The following is an 18,018-nucleotide window of genomic DNA, read 5'->3' as shown; positions in this document are numbered from 1 at the left end:
ACAGGTTTAGACTACTGCTCAGGGTTTTTATGTCAAGAGGTGACGGCGAGGACGTCGGCGTCGGTCAGCTGGGCGAAGTCCTCGTAGAACCGGCCCACCGCGCCGAAGCGCGCCGGCCGTTCCAGGCAGATCACCAGGTCCGCGTCCGCAGCCAAGGCGTGATCGGCGTCGCGCGAGCACACCGGCGCCGCGAGCACCAGCCCGTGTGCTCGCCGCTCGCGCAGCCAGCGCAGCGCCGCCCGGGCGGTGACCCCGGTGGCCACGCCGTCGTCGACGACGATCACCAGCCGGTCGGCGACGTCGGCCGCGGGCCGGTCACCGCGGTACGCGTGGATCCGGCGGGCGAGCTCCTCCCGCTCGGCCGCGACGGTCGCCGCCAGGTCCGGCGGAGTGAGCCCCAGCTCGCCGAGCAGCTCCTCGTCGAAGACCGGCTGCCCGTCCTCGGCGATGGCGCCGACGCCGAGCTCCGGACGGCCCGGCGCGCCGATCTTGCGGGCGATGACGAGGTCCAGGTCCGCGCCGATGCTCGCCGCCACCCCCGCGGCCACCGGGACACCGCCGCGGGGCAGCGCCAGCACCAGCGGGCGCCGGTCCAGGCCGTGGGTGCCCAAGTGGCGCGCCACCATGACGCCCAGCTGACGGCCCGCCGCGGTGCGGTCGGTGAAACGGAGGTCAGACACCGGACGGGAACGTCTCGGGCTCGCGGATGTCGACGCGGAAGGTGTGCATCGGGCGGACAGCGGTGGTCTCGTCGAACCACAGGAACGCGTCATAGCGCTCGCCGAGAATCGTCGGCACGTAGTTGCCCCACCGCTCCCGCTCGGCGCGATAGACCACGCCGATCGCGCGGTGCGCGACCAGCTCGGTCAGCAGCGGCGGCTGGTCCCCCCACTCGGGGAAGACGAACAATGCCTGTCCGGGAGCCGTCGCGTGCAGCACGTCCTCCAGGGCGTCCGGCCGGGCCGGCGGCACACCCATCACCTCCATCGACGCACCCCACTCCCGCCCGGCGATCACCGTGCCCCGATGCCCGCCGAAGCCCACCAGCAGCACGTGGCCGGAGCCGTAGCGCTCCCGGGCGAGCTGGCCGATGGTCACCTCGCCGTGCACGGACTGCTCGGTCGCCCGCGCGTCACCGACATGGGTGTTGTGCGCCCACACGACTGCCTTCGCGTCCGGGCCGTAACGCCCGAGCAGCCGGTCCAGAGTCTCGTCCATGTGCCGGTCCCGCACGTTCCACGACTCGGGGCCGCCGTGCACCATCGCCCGGTAGTAGCGCTCGGCGCCGGCCACCACCTCGGCGTTCTGCCAGGCGGCGAAGTCGCCCGCCGATCCCGCGGCCCGCTCGCGCAGGTCCACGAGCAGGTCGACGACCTCCCGCTCACAGCTCGCGGCGACCAGATGGGTCGCCCACGCATACGACTGCGCATCCTCCGCGTAGGGCTCGAAGCACCGGTACGCGGCCAGCGCGCGGGGCACCTGGTCGGGGTCGTGCTCGCGCAGGTACACCAGGATCTCGCGCAACGACTCCCACAGCGAGTACACGTCGAGCCCGTGGAAGCCCACCTTCGGTTCCCGCACGGCGTTCCAGGAGCGCAGCCACCGGCAGAAGTCGACGACCTCCTCGTTGGCCCACATCCAGGTCGGCCACCGGTCGTACGCCATGAGCGCCTCGCGCGGATCCCCGGGTGAGCCGGGCAGCCCCCGAACGCTGCGGTCGACACGCTCGCAGTCCGGCCAGTCGCCCTCGACGGCGACGAAGGAGAAGCCCAGCTCCTCGATGAGGCGCCGGGTGACGGCCGCGCGCCAGGAGTAGTACTCGTGCGTACCGTGGCTGGCCTCGCCCAGCATCACGATCCGCGCGGAGGACGCGCGGTCGATCAGGGCGTCGAGATCCCCCGGGTCCGTGAGCTCGGTCGCCAGCGACGCGACCTCATCGCCGTAGCGGGACATGGTCGCCGCTTACCCGCCCCGAAAGCCCCCTATACGTCCGTCATTTCCCGTCGGCGAGCAGACCGAGGGCAGTACTGCTCACCGCCCCCGCAGGTAGTGCCGCAGGTCCTGGGTCTCTCCGGTCACCGGCCGGACGGCCAGGATGCAGGTGTCGTCGTCCGGGTTGGCCTGCTCCAGGCGGCTCAGCAGCTCCCCGAGCGGCTGGCGGGGCGACGCCGCGACCGCCTCGTCGACGGCGCGGATGACCGCGTTCAACCCGTCGTCGAGGCTGCGGCGGCGATGCTCGACGAGCCCGTCGGTGTAGCAGAGCAGCACGTCGCCGATCTCCAGGTCGAGCACCGCGCACTCGTACGTCGCGTCCTCGACCACCCCGAGCATCGGCCCCGACGGGCGGGGCAGCGGCGCCGTACGGCCGCCGCGGGACAGCAGCGGCGGCGGGTGACCCGCCTGGGCCCAGGTCAGGCGGCGGCGCACCGGGTCGAAGCTGGCCACGATCGCGGTCGCGGCCGTCTCCGGGTTCTCCTCGTCGAGGTCGCAGGTCAGCCGGTTGAGGTGGCCGAGCAGGACACCCGGGTCGGCGGTGGTGACCGCGAGCGCCCGCAGCGAGTGGCGCAGCTGCGCCATCGTCGTCGCCGCGTGGGTGCCGTGGCCGGCGACGTCGCCGACCGCGAGCAGCACTGAGCCGTCGCGCAGTGCCGCCGCGTGGTACCAGTCGCCGCCGACCATGCCCTCCTGCTCCGCGGGCAGGTAACGGACCGCGACCTTGAGCCCGGGCAGCGCCATCGGGCCGTCCGGGATGGGCAGGATGATTTGCTGCAGCTTGGCCGCGAGCTGATGCTCGGCGGCGAGCGACCGGCGCTGCTCGGCGAGCTGGCGCTCGACCTCGGCGAGGCGCTGGAGGCCCGCCTCGCGGGCGGTCACGTCCTGGACGATGCCGAAGATGCGCAGCGGAGCTCCGGACGCGTCCCGGACCGCGTCCGCGACCGACCGCAGGTGCTTGATCCGGCCGTTGACGCGGACCCGGGTGGTCAGGTCGACCTGCTCGCCGCGCTCGAACGCCTCGACCGCCGCGAGCTTCAGCGGGAGGTCCTCGGCGAGCGAGAGCGCCTCGGACTCCTCCCTCGGCAGCGGCCCGAGCAGCGGGTCCCGCTCGTAGATCCGGTAGAGCTGCTCGGACCAGCGGACCTCGCCGCTGACCAGGTCCCACTCCCCCCAGCCGAGGTTGCCGAGGCGCTCGGTGGCCGCGATCCGCTCGCTCTCCACCTGGTCGTCCTCGTGCCGCTCCCACGTCACCAGCAGCGCCGGGCCGAGGCGGTGGACGCGCACGCTGTAGCAGCCCCACGCGTTGTGGAAGGGGCCGATCTCGGCCGGCTCGCCGGTCTCGAGCACCCGCTCGTAGATCGGCCAGCGCTCACTGACCAGCGCCTGCGGGAAATGCTCACCCAGCCGGGCGCCGACGAGGGCGGGCCCGCGCAGCCCGTCGGCGGCGACCGCCTCCGGGCTCGCCGCGGCGACCTCGAGGTCGTGGAGGCGGCCGGTGGAGTCCCGGACCGGGATCAGCAGCGAGTGCTGACCCGGCATCGCGTCGAGGACCCCCCGCACCACGGGCACCCAGTCCGCGGTGTGCCGCACCGGCGCGACGCCGACGGCCGGCGGGAAGATCGATGCCGGCACGGCGGGCGTGCCGCGCCGCTCCTGCTGGTCGGGGACGTCCAGCAGGCCGATGACGCCGGCGGCGACCTCGAGGAGGTCGCGGCCCTGCTCGGCGCTCATCTGCAGCAGGTGCCGGTGGGCGTCGGCGAGCCGGCAGCGGGTCCGCCCGGCCATCAGGCCCACCGCCCGGTCGACGACTGAGCGCGCGGCGTCACCCGAGGGACGGTTCGCGGCCGTCCGCAGGCTCTCCACCGCCTCGATGTACGCCTGCCGCCCGCCCATCCAGGTCACTGCCCCCTCCCACGCCGGTCCCGTCGCCCTCTTGGATACGCCAGCCCGCGCGACGCCGTCATCCCCCGAACACCCCCACCCTCATCCGACCAGCGGTGCTACGTCGACCGGATCACCCGGACGGGCTACCGTGCGGTCACGGTGGTGGCTAGAGCTCGAAGAGGGTGCGCATGGCCTCGGTCAGGCGGGCCATGCTCGCGCCGGTGACCATCCCGATGCGCTCCGCACCCACCGAGGCGGGCAGGCGGCGTATCCGGTTGATCACCACGACACCGGTGATCGGGTCCTGCTCGGTGAGGGCCACCGCGTACGGCGGCAGCTCGGTGACGCCGCGCTGGCGCACGATCGGCGCGCAGAACGGTGAGGCGTTCGACCTCTCGTTGTAGCTGTCGGACGAGAGCACGAGGACCCGGTAGCGCAGGTCGGTGCGGCTGCCTATGGTCCAGATCTCGCCGCGCTTCACGCGCCGAGCGTACCGTCGGACCGATCTTCCGCGGCGCGCGCGTCCGGCCCGGCGCGGGCGGCGTACGCAGGGACGTCCCGCAGGGTGAGCCTTCCTCATGACCGATCGAACTCCCGGCGTTGTGAATCCGTAACAATGGCGGTGACGGCTTGCGACTGACGGGATGCAGCCCGCCTCTCGCGTGGAGGAAGGACGTTCATGACGGAGAAGGCTCAGATCGGCGTAACCGGCCTGGCGGTGATGGGGCGCAACCTGGCCCGCAACTTCGCGCGCCACGGCCACACGGTCGCCGTGCACAACCGGAGCTACGGCCGGACCAAGGAACTCGTCGAGGAGTTCGGCCACGAGGGCACGTTCCTCCCCGCGGAGAGCGCCGAGGACTTCGTGGCGAGCCTCGAGCGCCCGCGGCGCGTGGTGATCATGGTGAAGGCCGGCAAGCCGACGGACGCGGTGATCGAGGAGTTCGCCCCGCTGCTGGAGCCGGGCGACATGATCATCGATGCCGGCAACGCGCACTTCGCCGACACCCGCCGGCGCGAGGCCGCGCTCAAGGAGCGGGGCCTGCACTTCGTCGGCACCGGCGTCTCCGGTGGCGAGGAAGGCGCGCTGAACGGCCCGAGCATCATGCCCGGCGGCTCCAAGGAGTCGTACGAATCGCTCGGCCCGCTGCTCGAGGACATCTCGGCCAAGGTGGACGGCGAGCCGTGCTGCGTGCACGTCGGCCCGGACGGCGCCGGCCACTTCGTCAAGATGGTCCACAACGGCATCGAGTACGCCGACATGCAGCTCATCGCCGAGGCGTACGACCTGCTCCGGCAGGCCGGCGGCCACTCCCCCGCGGAGATCGCCGACGTGTTCCGGGGCTGGAACGAGGGGCGGCTGGGCTCGTACCTGATCGAGATCACCGCCGAGGTGCTCAAGCAGGTCGACGCGGAGTCCGGCAAGCCGTTCGTCGACGTCGTGGTGGACCAGGCGGAGCAGAAGGGCACCGGCCGCTGGACCGTGCAGTCGGCGCTCGACCTGGGCGTACCGGTCAGCGGCATCGCCGAGGCCGTCTTCGCCCGGGCCCTGTCGGGCGGTGCCGACGTCCGCAAGGCGGCGGCCGGCCGGCTCCCCGGCCCGTCGGCGCAGACCGGCGCGGGCGGCGCGGACCTGCAGGCCGACGTCGAGCAGGCGCTCTTCGCCTCCAAGATCGTCGCGTACGCCCAGGGCTTCCAGCAGATCCAGGCGGCGAGCGCCGAGTACGGCTGGGAGATCGACCCGGGCGCGATGGCGAAGATCTGGCGGGCGGGCTGCATCATCCGGGCCAAGTTCCTGGACTTCATCAAGCAGGCGTACGACAAGGACACGAACCTGCAGACGCTGCTCGTCGACGACTACTTCCTCGACGCGGTCAGCGGCGCCCAGGAGGCGTGGCGCCGGGTCGTCGCGCTCGCCGCCCAGCAGGGCATCCCGGCGCCGGGCTTCGCGTCGGCGCTGGCCTACTACGACGGCCTGCGCGCCGAGCGCCTGCCGGCCGCGCTGATCCAGGGCCAGCGCGACTTCTTCGGCGCGCACACGTACCACCGCGTCGACAAGGAGGGCGCTTTCCACACCATGTGGGGCGCGGACCGCAACGAGGTGCAGGCCTGAGTCAGACCGGTACGGCGGTGGCGGTCCGGACCATCAGGGCCGCCATCTCCGCCGGTGGCAGCGGCTGGGCCATGTGGTAGCCCTGGCCCAGCCGGTAGCCCATCCGGCGCAGCCGCTCCATCTGCTCGGCGCTCTCGATGCCCTCGGCCACCGCGTACAGGTCGAGGTACTCCGCGAGCTGGGCGACGGCCGCGGCCACCGCCAGGCGACCGCGGTCCTCGCCCTCGCAGATGCCGTCGACGAAGGACTTGTCCAACTTCAGGACGTCCACCGGGAAGGCGCGCAGCAGGCTCAGGCTCGACTGGCCGGTGCCGAAGTCGTCCAGGGCCAGGCGTACGCCCATCTCGTGCAGGGCCTGCAGGGTGTCGCGCACCTGCCGGCCGTCGAGCACCGAGGACTCGGTCACCTCCAGCACCAGGTTCCCCGGCCCCAGGCGGGTGTCGCTGAGCACGGCCGCGACCTCGTCCACGAAGCCCGAGTCGCGCAGCTGCCGGGCCGCCACGTTGACGTTGATCGACTGGATGGCGGCTGGGCCGTACTCCGCGTGCCAGCGGGAGAGCTGCTCGCAGGCCTCGCGCAGCACCCAGGCGCCGAGCGGGATGATCAGCCCGGACCGCTCCGCCACCGGGATGAAGTCGGCCGGTGAGACGGTGCCGCGCACCGGGTGGTGCCAGCGGACCAGGGCCTCCGCGCCGGCCATGCGGCCCGAGGTGATGTCGAAGACCGGCTGGTAGTCCAGGTACAGCTCGTGCCGGATGATCGCGTTGTGCAGTTCGCTGCCGAGGCGGGCGTGGTTGACCACCTCGTTGCGCATGCGCGGCTCGAAGCGGGCCCAGGAAGCCTTGCCCGCGGCCTTCGCGGCGTACATCGCGATGTCGGCGTTGCGCAGCACCTCGTCGGCACTGTCACCGGGGCCGGCCAGGGCCACGCCGATGCTGGCGTTCGCCAGCAGCTGGTGCTCGCCGACTTTGACCGGCACGGCGAGCGCGGCCAGGATCCGGGCCGCCGCTGCCTCGGCCTGGACCGGATCCTCGGTGTCCAGCAGGACGGCGAACTCGTCCCCGCCGAGCCGCGCCGGCAGATGGGTTACCGCACTGTGGTGGCGCAGCCGCTGCGCCACCTCGTAGAGCAGCTGGTCGCCGACGGCGTGGCCCATGGTGTCGTTGACCATCTTGAAGTCGTCGATGTCGATGAGCAGCGCGGTGGCGGGAAGGTGGCCGGCCAGGCGCTCGCCGAGCACCACGCCGAAGCGGGCCCGGTTGGCCAGCCCGGTGAGCGGGTCGTGCATCGCCAGATGCTCGAGCTCCGCCTGCTGCCGCCGGATGCCGGCCAGCATCTTCTCGTTGGCGCGCAGCCCGAGGAGCTGGCGCGCGACGACGAACGCGGCGATGAGCACGGCGCCGATGATGACCACGCGCTGGTCGGCGTCGAGCTGCCGGGCCGAGACGGTGATGACCAGGGCCGCGGTCGCGATGACCGCGGCCAGCGGGAGCGCGTTGTAGATGCTGCGCCCGGCCGCCGGCTTCGCCGCGCCCGGCCGGCTTAGGACGAGCTGCTGACGGTACGCGGCCAGGGTCATGGCCCCGCCCACGATCGGTACGGCCAGCATCGCCAGCCAGAGCCGCCCGGTCTCCCCGCCGGTGATCAGCAGCACCGCGACGACGACCCCGGTGAGCGGGGCGACCGTGACGATGCGCAGCGCCACCGAGTCCACGACGCTGGCCGGGCTCATCGCGGCCCGGCCGATCACCACCAGGGCGATGAGGCCACCCACCCCGACGACGGCCGCACCGTGCTGGGTGACCCGGTCGATGGCGGGCGGGGCGAGCTCGAAGATGACGTACCAGAAGATGAGGGCGCCCGCGACCGCGACCGTGGCACCGTCGAGGAACAGCTGCGCCCAGCGCTGCATCGACCGCTTCTCGCGCGGGAGCTGAAGGAACGCCAGCATCAGCAGGACGACACCGATCAGCACCGGCCCGGCCACGAAGGGGGAGATGCCGGGCCGGTTGTTGGACAGGGCGATCATCGTGGCCGACCCGATGCCGATGCTGAGCGCGGCGCGCGAGAACAGCCGCCAGAACCCGCGGATCGGCCGGGCGACGACGATCATGGCGCCGATCCGGCGGCAGCCGAGGTACGCGGCGGCCATGGCGACCAGCCCGGCGGCGTACCCGCCGCGCATGGAGTCGTCCGCGTCCCGCATCACCAGCCACACCAGCACCCACACCACGGCGCCGAGGGCGGCGGCGAGCGGCAGCAGACCCGGACGGGCCTGTCTCGGCGCGCGCCGGCGGCCCACCCGCGTGGTCGGCGTGGTCATGCTGGTACGACTCCCTGTCGGTGCTGGTCCTGGCGGAGTTCCAGTCGGCGTTCGGGCAGGGAAGCTGAGAATTACCGCATTCCGTGCGCCTCCCCCGCGAGCGTGACGGAAGGCACGTCCGGGGCCGGGTTGCCGGCCCTAACCTGCGATAGAGATCGGGTGGACCCGCAGACCGATGTGCGCGCGTGCGCGCGGCGCCTAGGGTCGCAGGCGTCATGAAACGGATTCCGGTCTGGGTGCTGCCCGTCGTGCTCGCTGTCCTGCAGCTCACGAGCTGGCCCGGCCTGCCCTACCTCGAGCGGCAACGGGTCTCCGCGGTGGCCGCGGCGACGGCCGTGGTGGTCACCGTGGTCGCCGCGGTGGCGCTGTTGTGGCGGCGTACGGCACCGCTGGCGGTGACCGGGGTGATCGTGATCGCGCTGACCGTCGGCGAGTGGGGCCTGCCGACCGACACCCTGTCGGCGATCGGCGCCGCCGACCTCGTCGCGCTGTACGGCGTGGCGGTGCTCCGCAGCCAGCGCACCACGGTCCTGACCCTCCTCGCGCTGATCGGGTGGCAGTGCGCGCTCGTGGCGGCGACCGGCGAGCTCGGCGCCGACTACCCGGCCGCGGTGGCGCTGCTGGTCGCGTTCTACGTCACGGTCGTGGCGCTGGGGCGCGCGCGGCACCGCTGGCACGCCGACCGGGCCCGGGCGGTCGCCGAACTGGCCGAGGCGGAGGACCGCCGGTCGCGGGCGGCGGACACCGAGCGCCACCGGCTCGCCCGCGAGCTGCACGACGTGACCGCCCACCACCTGACGTCGATCGTGGTGATCGCCTCCGCCGCCCAGCGGATCGGGGCGGCCCGGCCGGAGCTGGTGGCCGAGGCCCGCGACTTCGCCGCCCGGACCGGCCGGGAGACGCTCGCGGCGCTGCACCGGCTGGTCGCGCTGCTGCAGCGCCCGGACGTGGGGCCGGACGGCGCTGCGGCCCGGCTCGAGGAGCTGGCCGAGGGGTTCCGCAGGCTGGGTCAGCGGGTGACGGTCACGGCCGGGGCGGCACCGGCACCAGCCGTCGCCGACGCCGCGTACGGGATCGCACGCGAGGCCCTCACCAACACCCTGCGGTACGCGCCGGGTGCGGCCGTCACCATCGGGCTCGAGGACGTCTCCGGCGGCGTGGAGCTGACCGTGGCCGACGACGGCGCCGCGGCATCGGACGGCACGTCCGCGGACCGGCTGGGCTCCGGTCGCGGCCTCACCGGCATGCGGGAGCGGGCCGAGGCGCTCGGCGGCTCCCTGGAGGCCGGCCCGCGCGCCGGCGGCGGATGGCAGGTGCGGGCGGTGCTCCCGACCGATCCCTCCTCCGGGTCGGCGGGCGGCCGGCGACCGGGAGCCGACCGGCTCATCGACGCGGCGGTGCTGCTGCTGGCCCTGGTCGGGCCGGTGATCGCTCTGCTGGTGCTGCTCGGCGAGCGCTCCCTGACCCCGGGCCAGGCCCCGCTGGCCGCGCTCCTGATCATCGCGCACGCCGCGCCCCTGATGTGGCGGCGCGACCGGCCGTGGATCGTCCTGGCGGCCGCCGTCGGCACGACCTGGGTGTGGCCCGCGCTGGTCGCGGTGGGCGTCCTCTCCCTCACCCACGGCTGGATCGCCGCCTCCGCGCTGGGGACGGAGGTGCTCGCCGTGCACGCCGTGGCCCGCTACGGCCGCGAGCCGGCGCTCAACTGGCTGTCCATGGTCGCGGTGCTGTTCACGGCGATCCCGGCCCTCACCCTGATCCTGGTCCTCGACCCACCGCCCGACGACGCCGGGGACTCCCCCGCGTTCCTGCTGGTCCTGATGACCGTGATCGCCGGCGTCCCGCTCGCCTTCCCGCTGTTCAGCGCCTGGCTGACCGGCTTCCTGGTGCGCCGCCGCCGCGACCGGGACCGCCTGCGGCAGGACCACGCGGTCGCCGCCATCACCGCCTGGGCCGTCGCCGAGGCGGGCGCCGAGCGGGCCCGGGTGGCCGCCGGGCTGCGCGCCGCGGTGCTGCGCGACACCGCCTGCGTGGCCGAGGCCGCCGACCGCGGGGACCTCGACCAGGTGCTGCGGTCGGCGCGGACCGCCCTGGACGCCATGCGCGGGCTGCTCAACGACCTGCGCGAGGCGCCGGCCGCCGACCCGGCCGATCGGGGCCGCACCCCGCAGCCGACGCTGGCCGCCCTGCCGGACCTGGCCGAGCGGTGGCGCGCCAACGGCCGCACGGTGACGCTCGAGGTGACCGGCGCGGGGCGGGCGCTGAGCCCGGACCTGGACCTGTCCGCGTACCGGGTGGTGGAGCTGCTGCTGGCCGGGGACACCGGGCCGGTCACCGTACGGGTGGACCTCACCGGTGACCCGCTGCGGATCCGCGTGACGCCGATGCCCGCCGACCCCGGAGGCGAGGTGGCGGCGGGGCTGCGCGCCCGCCTGGCGGCCGTCGGCGGCGCGCTGACCACCGGAGCGAGTCCGGAGATCACACTGCCGAACGGGGAGGTGGCGACATCGCAACCCGCGTGATGGTCGTCGACGACCAGCTGATGGTGCGGGCCGGGATAGCGGCCATCGTGGACGCCGAGGAGGACCTGGCGATCGTGGGCGAGGCCGGCGACGGTGCCGCGGCCCTGGAGACGGCCGCCCGGGTCCGGCCCGACGTCGTCCTCATGGACATCCGGATGCCGGGCATGGACGGGCTGACCGCCACGGCCCGGCTGACCGCCACGCCGCAGCCGCCGAAGGTACTGGTGCTGACCACGTTCCACCAGGACGCGTACGTCTACGAGGCGCTCAAGGCGGGCGCGTCGGGCTTCGTGCTCAAGGACACCGAGCCCGCCGACCTGCTCGCCGCCATCCGGGTGGTGGCCGACGGCGAGGCCATGCTCAGCCCCGCCGTCACCCGCCGCCTGATCGACGCGTTCGCCACCGGCGGGGTGGTCGCCACCACCGGCGACGATCCGCGCCTGGCCGGGCTGACCCCGCGCGAGCGCGAGGTGCTGGTCAGCATCGCCGGCGGCCTGTCGAACGCCGAGATCGGCGCGGCGCTGGGCATCACGACCGGCACCGTGAAGGCGCACGTCAACGCCCTGCTCGCCAAGCTCGGCGTCCGCGACCGGGTGCAGGCGACGATCGTCGCCTACAACCTCGGCCTGGTGCGGCCTAGCCCTTGAGCGCGGCGGACACCACCGCCCGGGCCTCCTCCTGGATGCGGGCCAGCGCCTCGGGCCCCTTGAACGACTCGGCGTAGATCTTGTAGACGTCCTCGGTGCCCGACGGGCGCGCGGCGAACCACCCGGACTCGGTGGCCACCTTCAGGCCGCCGATCGGGGCGTCGTTGCCGGGGGCGCTGGTGAGCACCGCCGTGATCGGGTCGCCGTCGAGCTCCTTCGCCGAAACCTGCGACGGCGAGAGCTTGCCCAGGATCGCCTTCTCGTCGCGGGTCGCCGGGGCGTCGATGCGGGCGTACGCGGGCGATCCGAACTTCGCGGTCAGGTCGGCGTAGTGCTGGCTGGGCGTCCGCCCGGTGGTCGCGAGGATCTCCGAGGCGAGCAGGTCGAGCAGGATGCCGTCCTTGTCGGTGCTCCACGGGCTGCCGTCGCGGCGCAGGAACGACGCGCCGGCGCTCTCCTCGCCGCCGAAGCCGACCGAGCCGTCCAGCAGGCCGGGCACGAACCACTTGAAGCCGACCGGCACCTCGACGAGCGTGCGGCCCAGGTCGGCCGCGACCCGGTCGATCATCGAGGAGGAGACCAGCGTCTTGCCGATCGCCGCCGTGGCGGGCCAGTCGGTGCGGACCTGGAACAGGTACGAGATCGCCACGGCCAGGTAGTGGTTGGGGTTCATCAGCCCGCCGTCGGGGGTGACGATGCCGTGCCGGTCGGCGTCGGCGTCGTTACCCGTCGCCAGCTGGAACTTGTCCTTCTGCGCGATCAGCGACGCCATCGCGTACGGCGACGAGCAGTCCATCCGGATCTTGCCGTCCCAGTCCAGCGTCATGAACCGGAAGGTGGGGTCGACGTCAGGGTTCACCACGGTCAGGTCGAGCCCGTACCGCTCGCCGATCTCGCCCCAGTACGCCACCGAGGCCCCGCCCAGCGGGTCGGCGCCGATGCGCACGCCGGCGGCGCGGATCGCCTCCATGTCGATGACCGAGCCGAGGTCGTCCACGTACCCGGACAGGTAGTCGTAGCCGGAGACCAGCTCGGACGCGCGGGCCCGGGCGGCACCGACCCGCCGGACGTCCTTGAGCCCGGCCGCGATGAGCGCGTTGGCCCGGTCCTGGATCCATCGGGTGGCGTCGGTGTCGGCAGGGCCGCCGTTCGGCGGGTTGTACTTGAAGCCGCCGTCGTCCGGAGGATTGTGCGACGGCGTCACCACCACGCCGTCGGCGAGCCCCCCGGTGCGGCCGCGGTTGTACGTGAGGATGGCGTGCGACAGCGCCGGCGTCGGGGTGTAGCCGTCCCGGCTGTCGATCAGCACCTTGACCTCGTTGGCGGCGAACACCTCCAGGGCGGTCACCATGGCCGGCTCGGACAGGGCGTGGGTGTCGCGGCCGAGGAACAGCGGGCCGTCGGTCCCCTGGTCGCGGCGGTACTCGACGATGGCCTGGCTGGTGGCGGCGATGTGGTCCTCGTTGAACGCCGTCCGCAGGCTCGAGCCGCGGTGGCCGGACGTGCCGAAGGCGACCTTCTGCTCGACCGCCTGCGGGTCCGGGTGTTCGGTGTAGTAGCTGAGGACCACCCGGGGCACGTCGATGGTGTCGCGGGAGTCGGCGGGGGTGCCGGCGCGGGGGTGCACGGACATCGAGGGGCCTCCTTGAGGGCGTGGAACTGCCCGGATCGTATCGTCGCTGCTCGGATTGAACCTTTCCCCGTGCGGATCCGAACTACCTCGCGTGACAGGGGTGAGGGCGGTCGGGGGGCCGCGGGCTCTACGCGTACTCATCATGCTCCTGATGGGTCTCGCCGTCGTGGTTCCGGCCGCGCCCGCGAGCGCGCACGCGTCGCTGGTCGCCGCGAGCCCGGAGCCGGGGAGTGTGGTCGGCACGCCGCCGGCCGAGATCGTCGTGCGCTTCTCCGAGGCGGTCACGCCGGTCGCCGGGCGCACCCAGGTGCTCGCACCGGACGGCAAGCGGATCACCGGCACGGTCACCGCGGCCGGCCCGGTGCTGCGCATCCAGGTCCGCCGCGCCGCCCGGCCGCTGGGCACCTACCTGGTCAGCTATCGGATCATCTCGGCCGACAGCCACCCGGTCGGCGGCGCCATGACCTTCTCGGTCGGCGCGCCCTCGGCGCGGCCCGCCGAGAGTGATCCCACCGGCGTGCATCCGTCGGTCGCGGTCGCGGCTCCCGCCTTCCGGATCGCCGGGTACGCCGGCCTGACGCTGATCGTCGGTCCGGCGCTGCTGCTGGCGCTGCTCTGGCCCCGTCGGCTGTCCCGGCGCGGCCCCACGGTGCTGGTCCGGGCCGGCCTGATCGGCACCGCCGCGGCGACGCTCGGCGCGCTGTGGACCCAGGCCCCCGCCAGCAGCGGGGCGCCCTGGTGGGACGTGTCGGTGACCGAGCTCGCCGACGTCCTGGCCAGCCCGTACGGCCTGGCGCTGCTGGCCCGGCTGGCGGTGCTGGCGGCCGTCGCGGCGCTGCTGCCGCCGGTGCTGCACGGCACGGGCGGGCGCCGGCGCGGCGCGGCCCTGATCGCGCTCGGCCTCGGCGGGCTGACGACCTGGCCGCTGACCGGGCACGCCGCCGAGTCGCCGCTGCCGGGGGCGATCGTCGCCGCCGACGTGGTGCACATCGCCGCGATGGCCGTATGGCTCGGCGGCCTCGTGACGCTGTCGGTCTTCCTGCTGCGGCGGGTGCACCCGCGCGTCCTCGGCCGGATCCTGCCGGTCTGGTCACGGTGGGCCGCCCTGGCCGTGGTCTGGCTGACCGGTGCCGGCGCGGTGCAGGCCGTGGTCCAGGTGGGCTCGGTCGGCGCGCTCTGGAGCAGCCCGTACGGCCGGATCCTGCTCGGCAAGATCACGATTCTGGCGGGCGTCCTCGCAGTGGCGGCGGTCGCCCGGCGCTTCGTGCAGCGCTCGCGCGTGACCACGGCCGGACCCGGGCCGCTGCGCCGCACGGTCGGCATCGAGGTCGCCGCGACCGTGGTGGTGCTGGGGCTCAGCGCCGTGCTGGTGCAGACCACGCCGGGCCGCAACGCGACGGCCGAACGCGAGGCCGACACCGAGAAGGGGGTGTCGAGCACCCTCACCTCGGACCTGTTCACGCTGCAGTACTACGTGTATCCGGTCGAGCTCGGCGAGAACAACACGGTGCACGGGTTCACGTACACGCCGGAGGGCAAGCCGCTGCCGGCCCAGGAGTGGACCGTGACCACGCGGCTGCGCGGGCAGGATCTGGAGCCGGTCACCCAGCCGATGCTCCCGCTGAATCCGCGCAACGACGCGGTCGGCGCGCTGACGTTCCCGCTGCCCGGGACCTACGATCTCACCTTCACCGTGCGGACCACGGAGATCGACCAGGCGACGGTCCGTACGACGATCACGGTCCCGCAGGTTCCGCAGCGACCCTGAGTGGGCAGAGGGAAGTCTCCGTCGATGCGAGGAGACCGATCGTGCACGTGTCCGTCATCGGCAATCCGGACGACACCGTCGTCGTCACCGTCCGCGGCAACATCGACCTGGACACCGCGCCGGTCCTGCGCACCACTATGGACCAGGTCCTCGAGCGCCCGCACCCGCGGGTCGTCGTCGACCTGTCCGGCGTCGACTTCTGCGACTCGACCGGGCTCAGCGCGTTCGCGCTCGGGCACCAGCGGGCCGCGGCGTCCGGCGGCTGGGTGCGCCTGGCCGGCCCCGGCGACTGGCTGCACGGCCTGCTGCGGACGGTCGGCCTGGTGCCCGCCCTCGCCGTCTATCCGAGCGTGGCGGACGCGCTCGGCGGGACGCCGCAGGAGTGAGTGGCGTCCCGCGCGGGTGCGGCCACGCCGGTGCCGCGGGCCCGGGCTTGTAACCTCGCGGCGTGCTCATCCTGCTGCCGCCGTCCGAGGGAAAGACCGCGCCGTCCGCCGGAGAGCCGGTCGACCCGGCCGCGCTCTGGCTGCCGAAGCTCGCCACCGCTCGCAGGCGGGTGCTCGGCAAGCTCGCTGCGATGAGCCGGCGCCGCAGTCCCCGCGCGGTCGCCGAGTCGCTGGAGGTGCTCGGCCTCAGCGCCGGGCAGCGCGGCGAGCTCGAGCGCAACGCCGGGCTGGCCACCGCGCCCGCGGCCCCGGCGGCCGAGGTCTACTCCGGAGTGCTCTACGAGGCGCTGGACGTGGCGACCCTCGCGCCGGACGCGCGGGCGTGGGTGACGGACCGGGCCGTCGTGTTCTCCGGGCTGTGGGGCGTCGTACGGCTCACCGACCGGATTCCCGCGTACCGGTGCTCGGCCGGGGTCACGCTGCCGGGAATCGGGGGGCTCACGCCGTACTGGAAAAGCGCCCTGACCCGGCACCTGCCCGCCGCCGGGCCGGTCCTGGACCTGCGCTCGGGGGCCTATGCGGCGATGTGGGCGCCGGGTCCGCAGGCCGTGGCGCTGCGGGTGCTGCACGAGCGGATCGTCGGCGGCGAGCCGCGCCGCTCGGTGGTCAGCCACTTCAACAAGGCCACCAAGGGCCGGCTGGTGCGCGCGCTGGCCGAGGAGGGCGCGGCGCCGGGCTCGGTGGACGAGCTGCTCACGGCGCTGCGGGACCTCAAGTACACCGTCGAGGAGCAGCCCGTCGCGGCGGGCCGCCCCCGTCAGGCGGATGTCGTCGTACGCGAACTCTGAGGGTTACTGCGCGGCCAGCACGTCGACGACGAAGCGCAGGTCACCGGCGGGGCTGCCGTCGGTGGGGTGCTCGCCGTACGCGAGGTCGGCGGGGATGTCGAGCAGCACCCGGCTGCCCACCGGGACCCCGACGAGGCCCTGGTCCCAGCCCTTGATCAGCCGGCCCGCGCCGACCGGGAACTCGGCCGGCTGGCCGCGGTCCCACGACGAGTCGAACTGCTTGCCGTCCTTGTACGTCACGCCGACGTAGTTGGCCTGAATGGTCTGCCCGGCGGTCAGCTTGGGGCCCTTGCCGGCCACGAGCTGCTTGACGACCAGCTTGGTGACGTCGCCCTTGCCCGCCTTGACGACCGGCTTCTCCTTCAGCGCCGGGTCGAGCGCGGTCTGCGCGGGCGGCGCGCTCGGCTCGGCAGCCGCCGGTTCGCTGGGGGCCTGGGCCGGCTCGGTGGCGGCGGCCGGGGCCGCACTCTGCTTCCCCTTGTCGTCGTCCGACACCTGGATGCCGACGAAGACCGCGACGAGCACGGCGATCACCGCGACTCCGGCGAGCGCGCCCGTGAGCGCCTGGCCGCGACGCTTGCCGGCGGTCTGGTCCTGACCACTCATCTGTACCGCTTCTCCTGTCGGATAGGAAACTTCGGACACCGTACTTCCTCGCCGGACATCGGTCCGCCCGGACCTCCGCCGAACCGCCGACCCGGGTGATCAACTCAACGGCTGGTTACTCAATTCGCTCTTCTCCGTCACTCACAGAAGGTGAGACGGTGTACTCCCCCAACCGCATGACGGCGGCCGCTCACCGCCCGTACCGATTGAGCACAGCACCAGGACCAGGGACAACCCGCCCGGCCGCCAGCAGCGACCGGCGTGCGCCCCGTGAACGACCGGGGAGGGTCGGTTGCCGGACGACGACCGTACGACAGGTCGCCAGCCACAGCCCGGGGAGCGCCCGTCCGACGCCGCGCACCGCAGGGCCTATCCGGCTGCCGCACCCCGGAGTGGCTACGGCTACCGCACCGCGGGCCGCCGCGGCGCGGCCGTGCCGCCCGAGCTGCTCGAGGACCGGACCCGGCGGATGAGCGAGTTCCTCATGCCGGCCGCCGTGATCCTCGCCGGCGTGCTCATCGTCATCGCGTTCGGCCTGATCATCACGCGCGCGGTCCGCGACGACGACACGAACGCCATCCCCCCGGTGCAGCCGCCGGCGCTGGGCGACGTTCCGCTCAACCCGCCCGACCAGTTCCCGATCCCGCTGCCCAGCGCCTCCGACAGCCCGTCGCCGTCGCCGAGCGGGACCACGACGAAGCCGCCGGAGCGCAAGGAGAACCCCTCGCCGGCGTTCGCGGGGTCGGTCTCCGTCGCTCGCACCGGCATAACGGCGGTCGTGGACCTCTCCAACGAGGGCACCCGCGACTGGGTGCATTGGGGCGAGCAGAGCACGTTCTCCCTGGAGCGCAAGGCCGAGGGCGACTTCGCCATCCTCGAGGGCGCCCCGACCGCCCCGCGGTTCCGGCACGGCTTCAGCTCGCAGCGCTTCTCCTGGCGGGGCGGCTCGCCCGTGAGCAACTCCGACGGCACCCCGACCGGCATCCGCACCTGCGGCAAGGGCAACGGCTTCACGATCTCCGCACCGGCGAGCACGTCGACGCGCACACTCAAGATCTACGTCGGCGCCCTCGCCGGGCGCGGCAGGCTCACCGCCAAGCTGTCCACCGGCGGCCCGGCCGGCGGCGGCAGCTTCGAGCAGCGCGGCAACAACCTGGACACGGTCGCGTTCGTGGTGACGTACAGGGCGCCGAAGGACGGCAAGATCAACGTCAGCTGGGTCACGGAGGACTCGTTCAGCTCTGATTGTGGCGGTGTCGCATTGGAAGCGGCGACGCTGCGCTGACCCCGTAG

General features: G+C 73.6%; 14 protein-coding genes. 7 read left to right on the top strand and 7 right to left on the bottom strand.

What is annotated here, in order from left to right:
- Positions 1 to 32 precede the first annotated feature (32 nt).
- The 4 genes from AB0368_RS02040 to AB0368_RS02025 all read right to left on the bottom strand — a co-directional run bounded on the left by AB0368_RS02040 (position 33) and on the right by AB0368_RS02025 (position 4,360).
- On the bottom strand, positions 33 to 680 hold the full coding sequence (locus tag AB0368_RS02040) for a phosphoribosyltransferase family protein (RefSeq protein WP_366151885.1): 648 nt from the start codon (positions 678 to 680) through the stop codon (positions 33 to 35).
- Positions 673 to 1,953, bottom strand: a complete 1,281-nt coding sequence (locus tag AB0368_RS02035) for an erythromycin esterase family protein (protein ID WP_366151884.1) — start codon at positions 1,951 to 1,953, stop codon at positions 673 to 675. The genes AB0368_RS02040 and AB0368_RS02035 overlap by 8 nt, the downstream gene beginning before the upstream one ends.
- Before the next feature lie 78 nt (positions 1,954 to 2,031).
- A complete protein-coding gene (locus AB0368_RS02030; protein ID WP_366152377.1) occupies positions 2,032 to 3,888 on the bottom strand; it encodes a SpoIIE family protein phosphatase in 1,857 nt (618 codons plus the stop codon).
- Positions 3,889 to 4,045: 157 nt separating this feature from the next.
- Positions 4,046 to 4,360: a type II toxin-antitoxin system PemK/MazF family toxin gene (locus AB0368_RS02025; RefSeq protein WP_366151883.1), complete on the bottom strand. Its 315-nt coding sequence runs from the start codon at positions 4,358 to 4,360 to the stop codon at positions 4,046 to 4,048.
- Between the two features lie 198 nt (positions 4,361 to 4,558).
- Between AB0368_RS02025 and gndA the strand changes: the two genes are divergently transcribed.
- A complete protein-coding gene (gndA, locus tag AB0368_RS02020) occupies positions 4,559 to 5,992 on the top strand; it encodes an NADP-dependent phosphogluconate dehydrogenase (RefSeq protein ID WP_366151882.1) in 1,434 nt (477 codons plus the stop codon).
- A 1-nt stretch (position 5,993) separates the two neighbouring features.
- Here the strand turns inward: gndA and AB0368_RS02015 are convergent, their stop codons facing one another.
- The gene (locus AB0368_RS02015) at positions 5,994 to 8,315 is read right to left on the bottom strand and encodes a bifunctional diguanylate cyclase/phosphodiesterase (RefSeq protein ID WP_366151881.1); all 2,322 of its coding nucleotides are present in this window, start codon (positions 8,313 to 8,315) and stop codon (positions 5,994 to 5,996) included.
- 215 nt (positions 8,316 to 8,530) lie between these two features.
- On the opposite strand from AB0368_RS02015, the gene AB0368_RS02010 reads away from it, so the two are divergent.
- Positions 8,531 to 10,837 (top strand): histidine kinase, encoded by a 2,307-nt coding sequence (locus AB0368_RS02010; RefSeq protein ID WP_366151880.1) that lies wholly within the window; start codon positions 8,531 to 8,533, stop codon positions 10,835 to 10,837.
- The gene (locus AB0368_RS02005) at positions 10,837 to 11,484 is read left to right on the top strand and encodes a response regulator transcription factor (protein ID WP_366152376.1); all 648 of its coding nucleotides are present in this window, start codon (positions 10,837 to 10,839) and stop codon (positions 11,482 to 11,484) included. The genes AB0368_RS02010 and AB0368_RS02005 overlap by 1 nt, the downstream gene beginning before the upstream one ends.
- Here the strand turns inward: AB0368_RS02005 and pgm are convergent.
- Positions 11,474 to 13,117, bottom strand: coding sequence for a phosphoglucomutase (alpha-D-glucose-1,6-bisphosphate-dependent) (gene pgm / locus AB0368_RS02000; protein WP_366151879.1), 1,644 nt, complete (start codon positions 13,115 to 13,117; stop codon positions 11,474 to 11,476). The genes AB0368_RS02005 and pgm overlap by 11 nt on opposite strands.
- Positions 13,118 to 13,268: 151 nt before the next feature.
- Between pgm and AB0368_RS01995 the strand changes: the two genes are divergently transcribed.
- From AB0368_RS01995 to yaaA, 3 genes are all read left to right on the top strand, one after another.
- Positions 13,269 to 14,885: a copper resistance protein CopC gene (locus AB0368_RS01995; protein WP_366151878.1), complete on the top strand. Its 1,617-nt coding sequence runs from the start codon at positions 13,269 to 13,271 to the stop codon at positions 14,883 to 14,885.
- 41 nt (positions 14,886 to 14,926) lie between these two features.
- Positions 14,927 to 15,271 (top strand): STAS domain-containing protein, encoded by a 345-nt coding sequence (locus tag AB0368_RS01990; RefSeq protein ID WP_366151877.1) that lies wholly within the window; start codon positions 14,927 to 14,929, stop codon positions 15,269 to 15,271.
- Between the two features lie 62 nt (positions 15,272 to 15,333).
- Positions 15,334 to 16,119, top strand: a complete 786-nt coding sequence (yaaA, locus tag AB0368_RS01985) for a peroxide stress protein YaaA (RefSeq protein WP_366151876.1) — start codon at positions 15,334 to 15,336, stop codon at positions 16,117 to 16,119.
- A 3-nt stretch (positions 16,120 to 16,122) separates the two neighbouring features.
- On the opposite strand, the gene AB0368_RS01980 is transcribed toward yaaA, so the two are convergent.
- Positions 16,123 to 16,725 (bottom strand): FKBP-type peptidyl-prolyl cis-trans isomerase, encoded by a 603-nt coding sequence (locus tag AB0368_RS01980; protein ID WP_366151875.1) that lies wholly within the window; start codon positions 16,723 to 16,725, stop codon positions 16,123 to 16,125.
- Between the two features lie 292 nt (positions 16,726 to 17,017).
- On the opposite strand from AB0368_RS01980, the gene AB0368_RS01975 reads away from it, so the two are divergent.
- On the top strand, positions 17,018 to 18,010 hold the full coding sequence (locus tag AB0368_RS01975; RefSeq protein WP_366151874.1) for a hypothetical protein: 993 nt from the start codon (positions 17,018 to 17,020) through the stop codon (positions 18,008 to 18,010).
- Positions 18,011 to 18,018: the final 8 nt, after the last annotated feature.

Source organism: Actinoplanes sp. NPDC051475, from assembly GCF_040689425.1.
Taxonomy (GTDB): Bacteria; Actinomycetota; Actinomycetes; order Mycobacteriales; family Micromonosporaceae; genus Actinoplanes.
The sequence above is the reverse complement of the archived record's forward strand: the minus strand, read 5'-3'. Positions and strand labels throughout refer to the sequence as shown.